The sequence below is a fragment of the Pedobacter kyungheensis genome, assembly GCF_000812965.1.
Classification (GTDB): domain Bacteria; phylum Bacteroidota; class Bacteroidia; order Sphingobacteriales; family Sphingobacteriaceae; genus Pedobacter; species Pedobacter kyungheensis.
In genome coordinates this window covers 54812-71255 of sequence record NZ_JSYN01000010.1, presented here as the reverse complement: position 1 = coordinate 71255, position 16444 = coordinate 54812, and the positions used below count along the sequence as shown (strand labels likewise).

The window sequence follows — 16444 nt, the reverse complement described above, 5'->3', positions numbered from 1 at the left end:
ACTTTTAAAAAGAGAAAATAAAAATACAATGGGAAAAATTATTGGAATAGACTTAGGAACAACAAACTCTTGCGTGAGCGTAATGGAGGGCAACGAGCCTGTAGTTATCGCAAACAGTGAGGGTAAACGTACTACACCGTCTATTGTTGCTTTTGCAGAAAACGGTGAGCGTAAAGTTGGCGAGCCTGCTAAACGTCAGGCTATAACCAACCCAACCAAAACGATATATTCGATTAAACGCTTTATGGGTAACAGCTACGACGAAAGTGCGAAAGAAGCTGGACGTGTACCTTATAAAGTAGTAAAAGGCGATAACAACACTCCACGTGTTGAAATCGACGACAGAAAATACACTCCACAGGAGATTTCTGCAATGATTTTGCAGAAAATGAAAAAAACTGCTGAGGATTTCTTAGGTCAGGAAGTTACTGAAGCGGTAATTACTGTACCTGCTTATTTTAACGATGCACAACGTCAGGCTACAAAAGAAGCTGGCGAAATTGCAGGTTTATCTGTAAAACGTATCATTAACGAGCCAACTGCAGCTGCTTTAGCTTATGGTTTAGATAAAGCACACAAAGACATGAAAATTGTTGTGTTTGACTGCGGTGGTGGTACACATGACGTTTCTGTATTGGAATTGGGTGATGGCGTTTTTGAAGTAAAATCTACTGACGGTGATACACACTTAGGTGGTGATGACTTTGACCACATCATTATCGACTGGTTAACTGAAGAGTTTAAATCAGAAAACAGCATGGACCTTTCTAAAGATCCAATGGCGTTACAACGTTTAAAAGAAGCTGCTGAGAAAGCTAAAATCGAGTTATCGAGCACCACTTCAACTGAAATTAACTTACCATACATTACTGCTGACGCTAGTGGCCCTAAGCACTTAGTACGTACTTTATCACGTGCTAAATTTGAGCAATTGGCTGATAGCTTAATTAAACGTACTATCGATCCTTGTAAATCTGCATTGAAAAACGCTGGTTTAAGCACAAGCGATATCGACGAAATTATCTTAGTAGGTGGTTCTACCCGTATTCCTGCAATTCAGGAAGCAGTTAAAGCTTTCTTCGGTAAAGAGCCAAGCAAAGGTGTTAACCCTGATGAGGTAGTAGCTATTGGTGCTGCAATTCAAGGTGGTGTATTAACCGGCGATGTGAAAGATGTATTGTTATTAGACGTTACTCCTTTATCATTAGGTATCGAAACTATGGGTGGTGTAATGACTAAATTAATCGAGTCGAACACAACTATCCCAACTAAAAAATCAGAAACTTTCTCAACTGCAGCTGATAACCAGCCTTCAGTAGAAATCCACATTTTACAAGGTGAGCGTCCAATGGCAGCTCAGAACCGTACAATTGGCCGTTTCATTTTAGATGGTATTCCACCAGCACCTCGTGGTGTGCCTCAGGTAGAAGTATCTTTCGATATTGATGCTAATGGTATTTTACACGTAAGTGCTAAAGATAAAGCTACTGGTAAAGAGCAAAAAATCCGTATCGAAGCTTCTTCAGGTTTAACTGATGCTGAGATCAAAAAAATGAAAGAAGAAGCTGAAGCTAATGCTGCAGATGATGCTAAGCAAAAAGAAGAAGCTGATAAAATTAACGGAGCTGATGCTTTAATTTTCTCGACTGAGAAACAGTTAAAAGAGTTTGGTGATAAATTATCTGCTGATAAAAAAGCACCTATCGAAGCTGGTTTAGAGAAATTAAAAGCAGCACACGGTTCACGTAACTTTGCAGATATCGATGCAGCTTCGGCTGAATTACAAGCTGCATGGAACGTAGCATCTGAAGAAATGTACAAAGCTGGTGAGCAGCCTCAGGGTGGTGAACAACCACAAGCTGACGGACAAGCTCAGGGTGGCGATAACGTTACTGATGTTGACTTTGAAGAAGTGAAAGAAGACGATAAGAAATAATAAATTATCAGTTTTCAATTGACAGTTTTCAATTGAATTACAATAAAAAAGCGTTTCTGATTATTTCAGAAACGCTTTTTTGTTTTAGATCAATAAACCTCGCAGGTTTTAAAAACCTGCGAGGTTTGGAAAAGTATTTAAAATGTCTTATAAGGTTCAAAATAATATGAAAACGAACGGTTCTGTACTTTTCGGAAAATGTAGCCCCGCCATTCGCTATAGCCCTCATAAAAAAATCGGGGCTGTCGCTGCTGTCGGGTTTAGGAAAGAGAGGGTAATGCTTTTGGGGATGGTTTGAATAGCGGAGGTTTATATGTTGCTATCGTCATGCTGATCCGATAGCTATCGGATTTATTTCAGCATCTTTTCAACAATTAAGACCCTGAAATAAATTCAGGGTGACGAATAATATCTAAACCAAATTATCTTCTATAATATTCTGCAGTTCCTTCTCGTTTATGGCGATTTCGTAAAGCAATTTAAACTGGTTTTTAGCCCGATCGAGGTTTTGGGTGGGGTAATCGGTAGGGTAGTATTTATTGCCGTTTAAGAAGTCGGTTAAAAAGCGTAAAGCCTGCATGTAAATGATATATTTACCAGAGAATAGGATTAACTCTTTTTCTGTTTCGGTTAAAATACTTTTCATCTCGGCTAAATAGCCTTTTATCGTGGCCTCAAAATAAGGCAAACGGATTTTAATCTTGGTTAAATCGGTTTCGTTTTCTGAATATGCGCAAAGATAAGTACGCATCATATCGCCCAGATCTGAAATAAACTTACCGGGCATAATGGTATCCAGGTCAATCACACAAATACCCTCATAGCTTTCATTGTCAAGTAAAACGTTGCTTATTTTGGTATCGTGGTGCATTACCCTGTTTGGGAAATCTTTCCGGTGGGTATAAGAAATGTAGTAGTCTAAAATGTACCTGTGGTTTATCGCATTTTCAATTTGTGCTGCTGCCTCATGCTTTAGGCCATCATTAGCCTGGTTAAGTGCCTCATTAAATTGCTCGTAGCGCAAGCTCAGATCGTGAAAACCGGGGATAGTTGGCTGCAGACTACCGGCATCAAAATTATCGAGTAACCTGCTCAGTTTGCCAAACTGTTTGGCGGCCTCATAAGCTTGTTTTGGGTCGGCCAGAACATCTAAAGAGATGGTGTTGGGTACAAAAGGAAGCATCCGCCAGTACTCGTGTTGGATATAAGCCATCTCTTCGCCTTCGGTAGTAGCAACAGGCTTAATAAAAAGATAATCGGGGTAAGCAAAACTCAGGTAATCTGCTATTGCCCGCAGGTTGCTGGCAATGGTTTGTGGCGAAGTAAAAACCTCAGAATTGATGTTCTGAAGGATGTATTTATGCTCTTCAGCAAAAGGCGAAAGCAAATAAGTACGGTTAATTAAACCCGTACCTATTTGTGTAATCGTAATATTCTCTTTAGCGTATCCGTAAGCTTCTAAAACTTCGTCAGCTAAATTTAGTCCCATAATTTTTCAGGGTATGTTCCGTCTTTAACCAATTGGTCAATACAATCCTGAACAAAAGGTTTATCTTCTTTATAGGTTACGCCAAACCATTTGTTGGTAGTTGGTACAACTTTAAAGGTAGCGATATTTCTTTTTACCAGGTTTTCGCCAATTAAGGGGATAAAGAACTCTGCTTTAGGTTTATCTTTATTAGCCATAGCAAATTCTCTGAACATATCTTCAGTAATTTTGAAAACAGCTGGTGTAAAACCCCAGAAATTCATCGATACAGGAGTATCAAAGCTTAACGGGAACTCTTCGCCATCTTCTTCATAAAAGATATTGCCATCTTTAGGGTAAACTTTAGTACGCTCTACAATTTCTTCTAAATTGCCGGCAGCATCTACTTTACAAACCCCACGCGAAACTGCGCCAAACTCAGAAAGTGTATTGCCTACCTGATAACCGATAATAGAGTAGTTGCTATCGGTAACTTCGGTAGTTAAGAAATCAACCATTTTTTTGAAAGCATCATAACCATAAAAGTCATCAGCATTGATTACACAGAAAGGTTCTTTAATTACATTTCTACCCGAAAGGATGGCGTGTGCGGTACCCCATGGTTTTTCTCTGTAAATTTCTTCTTCAATACCAAACTGTTTTAAATCGAAGTTTTGAAAAACATAATCCGTTTCAATTCTTCCGGCAAGTTTTGGTTCGAAAATAGCTTTAAACTCCGTTACAAACTCTTCTTTAATGATGAATACAATTTTGCCAAAACCAGCATTAATTGCATCATAAATAGAGTAATCAATAATGGTTTCGCCGTTCGGACCAAAGCCATCAATCTGTTTCATACTTCCGTAGCGGCTTGCCATACCAGCAGCCAATATTAATAGGGTGGGTTTCATCTATTTATTGTTAATTTATTTTAGGGATAAAGGTGATTAGCATTAAAATCCTGCACAGCTCATGGTGCGAAAATAGCAATTTGAATGTTTAAAAGGTTAATTATTTGTTTTTTAGAACCCAAAGAGTCCGCCGCCTGACTTTGATCTTGTTTTTTTACCGGTAAGCATGCCAAATATACCACGTACAATTTCTTTGCCGATTTGACGGGTAATGGTAGCGCCCATTACCTGCTCTACCAGACTTTTTTCACCGGGTTTAGGCTTACTTTCTGCTTCGGCTTGTTTTTGTGCTTCTACTTCCTGTTTCGCCTGTTCTTCGGCAGCTGCCTGATCATTAATCCGTTTGGTTAATATTTCGTAGGCACTTTCCGGATCTATTGGGTCTTTATATTTGGTAAACATTGGGCTGGCATGCACCACCTGATCAAAATCTGCAGCTGTAAGCGGCCCCATTACTGCCCTTGGTGGTGTAAGCATGGTAGCCGAAACTTCTGTCGGAATACCCTTCTCATTAAGTACGGTAACCAAAGCCTGGCCAGTACCTAAGGAAGTTAAAATCTTGTCTATTTCGTAGAAATCAGATTTAGGGTAGGTGTTTACGGTTTTCTTTAAAGCATCTACATCGTTTGGCGTAAAAGCCCTTAAAGCATGTTGTACACGGTTACCCAGTTGACCTAAAACACTTTCAGGTACATCGGTAGGGGCTTGTGTACAGAAGAAAACTCCTATTCCTTTTGAACGGATTAACCTGATAATGGTTTCAATCTGCTCTAAGAAAGCTTTTGATGAGTTTTTAAACAAAAGGTGGGCTTCGTCGAAAAAGAAAATAAGTTTAGGTTTATCCAGATCGCCAACTTCGGGCATGGTGTTAAAAAGCTCGGCCAGTAAACTCAATAAAAAGGTTGAGTATAAAACGGGTTGGTTCTGAACATCGGCAATATTTAATAAGCTGATGGTACCTTTTCCATCAACACGTTCGAAAAGATCTTCGATATCAAAAGATTTTTCGCCGAACATACCACCTAATCCTTGTTGCTCAATGGCTACAATTTTTCTTAAAATGGTTCCAGATGTAGCAGTAGAAATGCTGCCATAACTGCTTTTGATTTCAGCTGCACCAGTACCTTCTGATAAATAGGATACGAGTTTCTTTAAATCATTTAAATCGATAATTGGCATTTTATTATCATCGGCATATTTGAAGATAACCGCCATAACGCCAGCCTGGGTGTCGTTTAAATCTAAAATTTTGGAAAGCAGGGTAGGTCCGAATTCCAATACGGTAGCTCTCATTTGTGCCCCCATTTTGCCCGAAAGCGAATAAATTTCGATCGGGAAGCCGGTTGGGCTAAAAGGTTTGTTTAACTGTTGTGCCCTTTCTTCTATTTTGGGGTTAACAGTACCGGGTTGGTTTAAGCCGGATAAATCGCCTTTTACATCTAACATAAAAACAGGAACGCCCGCGTCAGACAGCTGTTCGGCCAGTAACTGCAGTGTACGGGTTTTACCTGTACCCGTTGCACCGGCAATTAAACCATGCCTGTTCATCATTTTTAATGATAAATTAACCTCGGCTTCACTGTAAACCTGTCCGTCTAAAATTCCGGCGCCTAAATAAATGTACGAACCCGTTGGGGCATAGGATGATTTTATTTTTTCGATGAATTTTGAAGACAAATCGCTCATTTTTATAAAATTAGACCGCCAATTTAAGAAACTAATCTTAAAAAGGTTGTGTTTTGGTATGCACTTTTAATGCAAATTTCTGCACAAACGGTTGATTAATGTTGTTGGTTAAATTGCTTGTAATAATTAATTTCGTTTTTAAGCGCTTGTATTTCATCCTGCATATCTTGTACCTGATTGAGCAGATGTGAAACGGCATAAATGCCTTCGAGATTGATCTCTAAATCCTGGGCCAGGCGGAGGTATTGCTCTAGTTTTGTTAATTCTGCTATAGGTAAAAAGGTTGTTTCCTTTTTTATAGTGGTATGAATCAAACCAAAATCTTCGAGAGACTGGATAAAATTAATCTCTACATGATGATAAGCGCAAATTTCTTCGACCGGAATTAGCTTATTTTCCATGATGTTTAAAGTTTAGAGAGTTTTTCGAATAGTTCTTTTTGCTCCTGATTTAGCCCCGTAGGTAATTTAACCTGCCATTTGATATATAAATCGCCAAAATGGTTTTCTTTTTTATAAACGGGGAAGCCCTTTCCTTTTAAACGTAAGGTGGCATCAGGCTGGGTACCTTCCGGTACTTTTAATTTTACTTTTCCATTTAGGGTATCTATAATTTTTTCACCACCCAATATGGCCGTATATAAATCTATTTCTTCCTGTATGTAAATGTCGTTGCCTTTCCGCTTAAATTTAGGATCATCGGTTATGCTAAACTTAATGTATAAATCGCCTGGAGGGCCATTGTTTACCCCGGGTGCACCGTAGCCGGGTAATTTAATTTTTTGCCCGATTTCTACACCTGCCGGGATAGTAATCCGTACCTGTTTGCCATTTACGGTTAGCGTTTGCTTATGGGTGGTATAAGCATCAAGTAGGTTTAGCTGTAAATCGGCATTATAATCCTGCCCTTTAAAAGGTGAATTCCTGCTACTCCGGCCACCGCCACCAAACATAGATGAAAAGAAATCGGAAAAATCTCCTCCGTCAAATCCACCACTGTAGCTACTGCCTCCGTAACCTCCGCCTTGCGATTGATATTGCCTTTGTTGCCGTTCCTGGGCATCCAATTGATCGGCATGTTGCCAATCTTTGCCATATTTATCGTATTTCTTCCGCTTTTCAGGATCGCTTAACACCTCATTGGCTTCGTTAATCTGCTGAAATTTTTTGTTGGCTTCTTCGTTGTTTGGATTAAGATCGGGATGGTGTTTCCGGGCTAATTTTCTATATGCTTTTTTAATATCCTCGGTTGTGGCATCTTTCTTTAAATCGAGAATTTTATAATAGTCTATGTAGTCCATAATGGCTTAACAAATAAGTAGGGCTAATGTTCAATGTTATAGTATAAATGTAAGGTTTTAAAGTGAAATGGCATTGTGCAAGGTGCAGAGGGCAATGAGCTTAGCGTGACGCGCGCGGGCAGGAATAGATGTGCAGTCAGCTGTTGCCAGCTGACAGATGGCCGCTGAAATATTGGATTTTGGAATGCATCAATGTTAGATAGAAATATCTGACACCATGGGAAAAAATAACAAAAAAAGTGCCCCACATGGAGGCACTTTAATCGATAAAGGTAGAGAGAAATTTATTTTTTGTTTTTTACATATTTTTCCAGCCATTGGTCTTGCTCCCACAACATGTGTAACAGGTTTTCTCTGCCACGATAGCTGTGTGCTTCGTAAGGTAAAAATACAAAACGGGTAGTGCCGCCTGCTCCTTTAATGGCGTTAAACAAACGCTCGCTGTTAATCGGGAAGGTGCCGGGGTTATCGTCAGAATCGCCGTGTATTAATAACAAAGGTGTTTTAATTTTATCGGCATAACTAAACGGACTCATTTCGTAATACAGCTGAGGTGCCTGCCAGTAGGTACGTTCTTCGTTTTGGAAACCAAATGGGGTGAGTGTACGGTTGTATGCACCACTGCGTGCAATACCTGCTGCAAAAAGATTGGTATGGGCCAGTAAATTAGCGGTCATAAAAGCACCATAACTGTGGCCACCAACAGCCATGCGTTTTTTGTCGCCTACACCTAAATCTGCCAGTTTATTAATGGCTGCTTCGGCATTTAACTGTAGCTGATCTACAAAAGTATCATTCGGTTTTTTACCGTCTTTGGCAACGATAGGCATTTCGGCATTATCTAAAACAGCATAACCACGGGTTACCCAAAATATAGGCGAAGCCCAGCTAATGGTGGTAAACTTATCTTTCGATCCACGTATTTGAGCTGCATCTGCAGCAGAGTTAAATTCGCGTGGGTAAGCCCAGATCAAAGCCGGTAAGGGACCGTCTTTTTCTTTGTTGTATCCTTTTGGTAAATACAAATCGCCCGTTAAATCAACTCCATCGGCACGCTTGTACGAAATCTTTTCTTTGGTAATACCTGCTAAAGATGGATATGGATTGCTGAAATCCGTTATCGGCCTGTCGGCAACCCGGAGTATCAGGTTTTTGATAAAATAATTCGGAACCAGCTTCTGACTTTCTTTACGGGTAAGTAACACCAGTTTATCAGGGTCAATTACTTCGCTCACATACTCAAAGGTACCTTCGGCACTGCGCCAGATAATTTCATTTTTTTTAGTAGCGAGGTCAAACTTAGCCAGAAAAGGTAAATCTCCTTTTTCTGAAGAGCCAACCGGGTTATTCATCAGTAATTTGGTGCCGTTATCTACAGTTTTAATCACCTGACGGCCATACTTATTTTTAGCCGTTACCGGAGAACCCGGATTGCCATAGGCATCGGTTTGGTTTCTGCTGTATAACTCTTCTACGGCACCAGTTGTTGGGTTATAACGACTTACAGTACTGCTTTGTTTACTGCGGAGGCCTTCCATAATTAGGGCCAGGTTAGCATCGCCCCATTGTATGCCGCGGAAACGTGTTTTGGTTTTAAACAGTTCTTTTTCTGTGCCGGTAAATGGTGCACTTAGGGCATATACGGCATCGTGATAAGGAACATCTTTTTTAATTAAACCACTGTCTAAAGGTTTAGACCACACCAGTGTTGCCGCTTCATCATCGCGCCAGTCAAATCCGTGTGCTACGTTTTGGGCATTATCATAGCCCGATGGCGTGCCTTCTGATGAGGGCAGTTCGGCAATTACTTTAACCGTTTTGCCTGTTAAATCGGTAATGGAAACAGTTGATGGAAAACCAAATGCCGAAACCAGATAAGAAAATGGCTTGCGAATGGTTTCAATCAGCATGTAGTTCTTATCTGGCGATAAGCTAACTGAACCATAAATAGCAGGTTTGCCTACTGGGGTTTCTACTCCTGCCGTATTTTTTACCAGCTGCGAAGTAGCAAAGAACTCAAACAGTTGCTCATCAAAAGGCGATTTAATCAAATCCTGATAAGTAACACTAGGTGCCGCTTTACCCAGGTTTTGCTGAATGGTTGGCCCCTTAGGCATTAGTGGTTTGGCTGGTGCAGTGTTTGCAGGTTTTGTTGCGGTACGGTAAATTACGGTATTATCGTTTAACCAGGTAATACCGCTACCTAAAACTACGTTTAAATAAGTCTTGTTGGTTTTTGTTGCTTTTTTGGTTGCCAGATCAATTATATAAAGATCAACTCCCTTTTGTGTGGTCTGCGTAAAGGCAATTTTGTTTTGAGATGGGTTCCAGCTGACGTTGCCTGCAAACAAAGGTGTGGGCAAGCCTGTAACTGCAAAGGTTTGATTAGACTTGATGTTTTTAAGGCTAAAATTATTAATATACGTTTGCCTGCTGGGCGAATAATTGTTCGGGTTTAGCCTTAAACCGGCAATCCGGTATTCGGGCATGGCCAGCTCTTCTACAGATGGATAAGAATTCCGTTCGCTGAATAAGATCCATTCGGCTTTGCCGCCTATGCTCACACCAGGTGTAGGTTTGGCCAGTAATAAATCGGCAATTTCTTTTGGCGGGGTTCGGTAACTTACCGCATCCTGCGCAGCTGCTTGCAGTGAAATGCAGGCGCCCGCTATCCATAAATAGAGGTGTAGTTTTTTAATCATTTCCAGTTAGTTTGTTCGAAATAAGGAATAATCAAATATTGTAAAAAATAAGGATGTATAGCGTAACTTCTTATTTACATCATTTTACAAAGCCATGAAGGTTGGCCAGCCTTAACCAGCATTTTGAAAAGCTTAAGGATACAAGCTTTGGATATGTGCTACAGAATTGAGGATCATTTCCCTGAGTACCGGAATGTCGATATCGCTCATTTTTTTTACATAAACGCAGGCTTTGGCTGTTTTATGTTTGCCAAATCTGGCCAGCAGCTCATCGCGGTTTTTAAAATGTGCTGATAGATAAAGTGCAATGGCATCTTTACGCGGCGAGAACCCAACCAGGGGAGCATCACCTTCGCGGCCACTTTCATACTTATAGTGATAACTGCCAAAACCAACAATTGCGGTGCCCCACATTTTAGCTTTAAAGCCTGTTGTTTCGGTTATAATGTGAGATAAGGCAAAACAATCTGTGCGTTTGGTTTCAATTGGTACGGTATTGATAAAGTCAGTAACACTTAACTCATTTTCGGTGGTTTTATTTTGTGCCATATCTTTTTTTATGATGAATATAAGGGTTTAATAGCTAATTTCCATTCTTAAGAAAGAGTATGAGTACTAATATTTTACAGGTAATGTATTGTTTATCATTATATTGATTATAAATAAGGCAAGGTTAACACTTACTTCACACAATTTTGCTGAAGTAATTTGACAAATGTCAAAAAATCAACACTTTTTATACAACGTTACACACTTATTCTTAAATTTAACCTGTCAATCGTCCCCGATATATGATTTAATTATTTTTTAATTAAAAATTAATTATCTCAATGACAACAACACTACTAAAACAAGGAGAAATTCTTGAGCGCTTAGTGCGCAGAGATCGCATGGGCATCAGCGAGCTTTCGAGAAAGCTTAATGTAAGCCGCAGAACAATTTACAATTGGTTTGGTCAAGACAGAATTGGACACGAAGTAATTTGGCAGGTAGGCAAATTATTAGGTCAGGATCTTTCTTCGTCCTTTCCGGAAGCATTTCCCAAGTACAGCTCAGAACCTACGGGCCAAACTGCCGAAACCGGCAAACAGATCGGTTCAGATTCCAACTCTGTATATTTTTGGATGAATAAGTACATTCACTTATTAGAAAAGTACAACGATTTGTTAGTAACAGAAGAAGCACATGAAAATGATCAGGTTAGCAAAGAGTTTCCGTTGAGGAACAGAAGATCTGAAACATTTTTGTACCAATAGCATCATCAGTACGCTTTAAGTTGTAATGTTTTATTAAATGAAGAACTAAATCGTCCCTTAAGTTTTTTCTTTTCCATCTCCCTATCCCGAACTTGTAATATTTTAAATGGTTTGTATTAAGCCCTTCATAAATTTCTAATTTGGTGGTTATCAATTTAGAAAAATATGATTAAGGTATCTCACTGCATTTTCAGGTCGCTGTTGCGCACCTTTAGCTTTGCCATTTGTCTGTTACCAGTTTCTCTTTCTGTGTACGCACAGCAAAAATTAAATGTGGCCATTGCAGGGCTTAATCATGATCATGTTTACCTGATCATGAACAGTTACCAAAAGGCCGAAGTGAATATCATTGGCATTGCCGAAAGTAATCCCGAACTGGTAAACCGGTTTAAAACCCGTTATAAAATACCAAATAGTATATTTTATCAGAACCTTACCGATTTACTCAGCCGTAAAAAACCGGATGTGGTTTTGGCTTATAATGCCATAAGCGATCATTTGGCCGTTGTAGAAGCAGCTGCACCATTCGGCATACCCTTAATGGTAGAAAAACCTTTAGCGGTTTCGGTAAAGCAGGCCGAACGGATAGCCGCCCTGGCCAGCAAGTATAAGGTGCATGTACTCACCAATTACGAAACAACCTGGTATCCAAGTAATCAGGAAATTTATAAAAATATTAAAACTGCCAATAGTATTGGACCATTGCGTAAAATAATTGTGCACGATGGGCATCAGGGGCCAAAAGAAATAGGGGTGAGCAAGGAATTTTTAAGCTGGTTAACCGATCCGGATAAAAACGGAGCAGGTGCACTGGTTGATTTTGGTTGCTATGGCGCTAATCTTATGACCTGGTTAATGGATGGACAATTGCCCATTTCAGTTACAGCCATTACGCATCAGATTAAACCCGATGTTTACCCAAAGGTTGATGATGATGCCACCATTTTACTTGAATACCCAACCGCTACCGGAATTATAGAAGCCTCATGGAACTGGCCTTTCAGCATTAAAGATATGGAAGTGTTTGGTACAACCGGGTACCTTCAGGCGGTTAATGAAAAAGATTTAAGGAGTAAAATTAAGGGTAAAAGCGATTATCAGGTATATAAAGCGCAACCTTTGGCCCCGGCGTATGCCAATCATTTAAGCTACTTGTCGGCTGTTTTAAAAGGTGATATCGATCCGGGTAATGATCTGTCATCACTAAAGAATAACATAGCTGTAGTCAAAATTCTCGAGGCTGCTAAAATTTCGGCCAAAACGGGTAAAAAAGTAATGTTAAAATAGTGCCCGATCCTCAATAAAAAATAGCCACCGGTTTGATGGCTATTGATGAAAGATTTTTGGTCTTCTTATGGTGTGCCTGCCCTCCGCGGATCTCCCGCTCACAGGACTTTTTTGTCGTGTTATTATGATAACAATTTAAGCAATTGTTGGTTTTGAAATGTGAAATAATTATGCACATCCTGTGGAAAATGTTAATATCTCAAAAATACATCAGATCTTTTCTCACCCGGTCTTTTTGATCGGGTAAAAACTTTTTAGCCAGCTTAGTGTTTGTCTTGTAATTATACCATGAGGAAGTGTCTCCTCAGCGCCCGGTAATCATCCAATTAGTACACTATGGCTCAAATCGATACAGCTATCTTTTGTCAGCTAGGCAGTTTATCTGCCGATGGTTATTTTATTTTTGAACTTAAGACAAGCCGGTTCGTTTATCTCAACGATTCAATTGCTAAACTTTGGGAGCTACCCCTTGACGATATTTTTGAAAAACCGGCCCTGCTTTTAAAAAATATTCATCCCGAAGATGCCGATCACGTGGTATCGTGTTATGAAGAAACCCTGGAAAGTAAAACTGAAAAGAAATACGAATTCAGGTTATTGTTTAATGACTACGAAAAGTACCTGCGTACAAGCGTTTTTACCCTCACAGATAGCACAAGCTTATATTTATTAGGTATTGTAGAAGATACCACAATAATGAGGCATAATAAAATTCATATTGAGCAGATCAACTCCCGTAAGAATATTACCCTCGAAGTTTTGGCCCACGATTTAAAAGAGCCTTTCGGGATGATAAAACTTGCAGCTTCATCAATAGAAGATAGCCTGAACCACACGGGTGATTTGAAAGTGATGGAAGCTTTGGCTTTCATTAAAGATATGTGTGCACGCAACCTGTTATTGGTTCGAAGCATGATTAACCGCGAGTTCTTAAAATCATCGGCAATAGAAATAGGAAAGGAGCGGGCCGATCTGGTTTGGGAGCTAAGAGATGTAGTGCGTTTTTACAAACGCTCTAAACTGGGCAGAACAAAAAACATACAGTTTACCAGTTCGGCAGAAACCATTTACCTGCGTTTAGATACCATGAAATTTCTGCAGGTTATCAATAACCTCATCTCAAATGCATTAAAATTTACCGCCGACGATGGTTTTATTGGTTTACATGCCGAAGCCTATGAAAATACAGTGCTGATTAGTGTAACTGATAATGGTATCGGGATTCCGGAAGAACTTCAGGCAGGACTTTTTGATCATTTACCCCAAACCTTGCGGTCGGGTTTAAAGGGTGAAGAATCGGGTGGTTTTGGGATGGGCATAATTAAGGCCATCGTAGAATTACATCGGGGAAAAATCTGGTTTACCAGTAAAGTTGGTGTCGGAACCACCTTCTATATTGAGCTCCCGAAGTAGGCGTTTTTAATTTTAAAATACCGTAAGTTATATTTGAATTATGATTAACATTATTCTTGCGGATGATCACAATATTATCCGGGCTTCACTTAAAGCACTTATTGAAAAATATGAAGGCATCAAAGTTATAGCAGAAGTATCAGATGGTTCAGCCGTTTTGGATCTTCTTGAAAAGGGAATAAAAGCTGATATTATTTTATCAGATATTGTAATGCCAAAGCTCGACGGCATAGCACTAACCAGTACCATAAAAGAAAAAGGGTACCCGGTAAAAGTAGTGGTTTTGTCGATTTTAGATGATGAAAAATATGCTTCAAATGCCTTTATGTCAGGGGCTTTTGCTTACCTCTCCAAAGATATAGAGGAAGACGAACTTTTGTTTTGTTTACAACATGTAATGAAAGGAAAACGCTACCTTTCTTCTGATTTATGCATCTCTATTTTGGAACGTTTTAACAGTCAGTTAAACATGCTGGCTCAAAATATGAGCAACGGAATCAGCTTTTCTGAACGCGAAATTAACGTGTTAAAGCTCATTGCCGATGGGCTCACCAACCAGGAAATTGCTGATAAATTGTACTTGAGCAGGCGCACTGTAGAGAGCCAGAGAGAGGCGCTGATTAGTAAAACCGGCACCAAAAACTCGGCTTCACTGGTACGTTTTGCCATGCGAAACGGCTATGTTGCCTAGCAATTCCGGCCATTTTTGGGGCTGTTTTTTACCGTTTTAAATAAACCGTAAAAAATCGGGTATTTCTACAAATAACACAATGCTGCTGTATTTGTTCAGTACTTACACCATCCCAAAAAACAAGTATGGAAACCTTAAATTTCAATTGCGACATTTACCAATACAGGCAGCCACTTTTTGACCGTGCTTTGGCTTACACACGTGACGAAGATGATGCAGCAGATTTAGTTCAGGATACTTTTATGAAAGCTTTTCGCTTTTCGGAGAAGTTCGAACTGGGCAGTAATGTAAGAGCCTGGCTTTTTACCATTTTAAAAAATACTTTTCTTAATCACTATTATAAGGTGAAACGTAAAAATGAAATGATACAGCAGGAAGAAGATTTAACATCCGTACAACTTGCACCAAGTGCCTCAGCTAACGCTGGAAGTGCCAAGTTTATGATGGAAGATATTCAGCGATCGTTAAATGCCCTGCCCGAAGATTGCCGTTTCTGTTTTTGCAGGTATTTTGAAGGATATAAATACCATGAAATTGCTGCAGAACTGGATATACCTCTGGGTACCGTAAAAACCAAAATACATGTGGCCAGAGGACTCTTAAAAAAGATGCTCAAAAATTATAAGGCTGATATGGTTGCTTAAAGCGATTTGAGCGAAAAAAGCATGGTGAAGAAAAAAGGGACAGACTAATTAGTCTATCCCTATATCTAAACTCAAACATGCGCTCAAACATGAATGAATCAAACAACTAAACATTTCAGTTTAGTATTGGTTTTAAAATTCGGTTAAAATAAACCTCCTTTTTATTTTATTTTTTGTTTCAACTCTAATTTTAACTCCTTTACCTCTTCGCGGGCCTGTCTGTTTTCGAGATAAAAATATATAGCCCCGGCCAAAAATACCTTTCCTAAAATAAATACAGCAATAAAAATCCATTTCCAGGCTTTATTTACACGCATCTGATTCGACTCAGCTTCTACTTCAATGTATTTTTCTTCTTTGTCGGACCTGCCATTTTCTGATCCGGTGTTTGGAACTACAATCTTTTGCACCACCTGACTACGGCGCTGAATTTCGTTTATTTCGGTTTCAATTTTTTCAAGAGTACCTGGGGGAGGCATAATAGCCATTCCCTGTGCCAGAACTTCCATATCCATTTCCAGGTTTTCAAGTGCATCCTTAAACTCAGGATATTCTTTTTTCAGCAATAAAACTTGTTGAACCTCTTCTTCTGTGGCAATACCCATTACATAGGTTTCCATTAAACCACTTTCTATAATCCTTTTAATTTCCACGGCTCCTCCTCATTTTATCTATTGATCGCTTCAATTGATTGCGGATTTCATCCTCTTCGCTGCTAAAGGCGGTAGCCAGTTGCGAAATCGATTTTCCGTGATAATATACTGCACAAAAAATTTGTTTTTGTAAATCGTCTAACAAATCCAGGTTTCCATTGCTGTTTACATGAGCCGGAGTTAAGGAATGATGTTTTTCGGTAAGCACTGCCAGTTTGCTTTGTGCATATTGGCGCAGCTCCAGCCAAATACTCAGCTGGCTTTTTTCGGTTGTGCCAAATTCTGCTGTAAAAGCGGTGAGAATGGAAACCAGGTAATCTTCCGATTTTCGGTGATCCTGAACGATGCCATTAATATAACCAAGCAGCATGGCGGCATACTTGTCATAAAACCAACGGATATCCTTGGGTTCGGCAGACGGGACGTTTAAAACTGCTTTCGGCATAGGTATTGAGTGGTGTAATTTGAATTAACGCGCAAGATAAGCGCTAAAATTT

The 16444-nt window shown here is 39.6% G+C and carries 15 protein-coding genes; 6 read left to right on the top strand and 9 right to left on the bottom strand.

Going from position 1 to position 16444, the window contains the following annotated elements:
* Positions 1–28 precede the first annotated feature (28 nt).
* Positions 29–1936, top strand: coding sequence for a molecular chaperone DnaK (dnaK, locus tag OC25_RS09910; RefSeq protein WP_039475136.1), 1908 nt, complete (start codon positions 29–31; stop codon positions 1934–1936).
* A 412-nt stretch (positions 1937–2348) separates the two neighbouring features.
* Here dnaK and OC25_RS09905 read toward each other — a convergent pair whose 3' ends face one another.
* The 7 genes from OC25_RS09905 to OC25_RS09875 all read right to left on the bottom strand — a co-directional run bounded on the left by OC25_RS09905 (position 2349) and on the right by OC25_RS09875 (position 10552).
* Complete coding sequence (locus tag OC25_RS09905; RefSeq protein ID WP_039475133.1) at positions 2349–3425, bottom strand: phosphotransferase enzyme family protein; 1077 nt, start codon at positions 3423–3425, stop codon at positions 2349–2351.
* Positions 3416–4315, bottom strand: a complete 900-nt coding sequence (locus OC25_RS09900) for a nucleotidyltransferase family protein (protein ID WP_039475130.1) — start codon at positions 4313–4315, stop codon at positions 3416–3418. Before OC25_RS09900 ends, OC25_RS09905 begins: the two co-directional genes overlap by 10 nt.
* A gap of 111 nt (positions 4316–4426) precedes the next feature.
* Positions 4427–6001, bottom strand: a complete 1575-nt coding sequence (locus tag OC25_RS09895; RefSeq protein ID WP_039475126.1) for a helicase HerA-like domain-containing protein — start codon at positions 5999–6001, stop codon at positions 4427–4429.
* 95 nt (positions 6002–6096) lie between these two features.
* Positions 6097–6402 carry a chaperone modulator CbpM gene (locus OC25_RS09890; RefSeq protein WP_052266103.1) on the bottom strand — a complete coding sequence of 102 codons (306 nt, stop codon included), beginning with the start codon at positions 6400–6402 and terminating at the stop codon, positions 6097–6099.
* Between the two features lie 5 nt (positions 6403–6407).
* A complete protein-coding gene (locus tag OC25_RS09885; protein WP_039475120.1) occupies positions 6408–7301 on the bottom strand; it encodes a DnaJ C-terminal domain-containing protein in 894 nt (297 codons plus the stop codon).
* A 284-nt stretch (positions 7302–7585) separates the two neighbouring features.
* On the bottom strand, positions 7586–10003 hold the full coding sequence (locus tag OC25_RS09880) for an alpha/beta hydrolase family protein (RefSeq protein ID WP_039475116.1): 2418 nt from the start codon (positions 10001–10003) through the stop codon (positions 7586–7588).
* Positions 10004–10135: 132 nt separating this feature from the next.
* Positions 10136–10552, bottom strand: a complete 417-nt coding sequence (locus tag OC25_RS09875; protein ID WP_039475113.1) for a DUF1801 domain-containing protein — start codon at positions 10550–10552, stop codon at positions 10136–10138.
* 281 nt (positions 10553–10833) lie between these two features.
* Here OC25_RS09875 and OC25_RS09870 point away from each other — a divergent pair, with 281 nt between their 5' ends.
* The 5 genes from OC25_RS09870 (at position 10834) to OC25_RS09850 (ending at position 15294) form a co-directional block, all read left to right on the top strand.
* Positions 10834–11259, top strand: coding sequence for a helix-turn-helix domain-containing protein (locus tag OC25_RS09870; RefSeq protein WP_156131442.1), 426 nt, complete (start codon positions 10834–10836; stop codon positions 11257–11259).
* 165 nt (positions 11260–11424) lie between these two features.
* A complete protein-coding gene (locus OC25_RS09865; protein ID WP_039475110.1) occupies positions 11425–12546 on the top strand; it encodes a Gfo/Idh/MocA family protein in 1122 nt (373 codons plus the stop codon).
* Positions 12547–12882: 336 nt separating this feature from the next.
* On the top strand, positions 12883–13959 hold the full coding sequence (locus OC25_RS09860; RefSeq protein ID WP_039475107.1) for a PAS domain-containing sensor histidine kinase: 1077 nt from the start codon (positions 12883–12885) through the stop codon (positions 13957–13959).
* A gap of 40 nt (positions 13960–13999) precedes the next feature.
* A complete protein-coding gene (locus OC25_RS09855) occupies positions 14000–14650 on the top strand; it encodes a response regulator transcription factor (protein ID WP_039475104.1) in 651 nt (216 codons plus the stop codon).
* Positions 14651–14775: 125 nt separating this feature from the next.
* Positions 14776–15294 carry an RNA polymerase sigma factor gene (locus tag OC25_RS09850; protein ID WP_039475102.1) on the top strand — a complete coding sequence of 173 codons (519 nt, stop codon included), beginning with the start codon at positions 14776–14778 and terminating at the stop codon, positions 15292–15294.
* Between the two features lie 161 nt (positions 15295–15455).
* Here the strand turns inward: OC25_RS09850 and OC25_RS09845 are convergent, their stop codons facing one another.
* Complete coding sequence (locus tag OC25_RS09845) at positions 15456–15947, bottom strand: hypothetical protein (protein WP_039475100.1); 492 nt, start codon at positions 15945–15947, stop codon at positions 15456–15458.
* Positions 15937–16392 carry a sigma-70 RNA polymerase sigma factor region 4 domain-containing protein gene (locus OC25_RS09840; protein ID WP_039475098.1) on the bottom strand — a complete coding sequence of 152 codons (456 nt, stop codon included), beginning with the start codon at positions 16390–16392 and terminating at the stop codon, positions 15937–15939. Before OC25_RS09840 ends, OC25_RS09845 begins: the two co-directional genes overlap by 11 nt.
* Between the last annotated feature and the right edge of the window lie 52 nt (positions 16393–16444).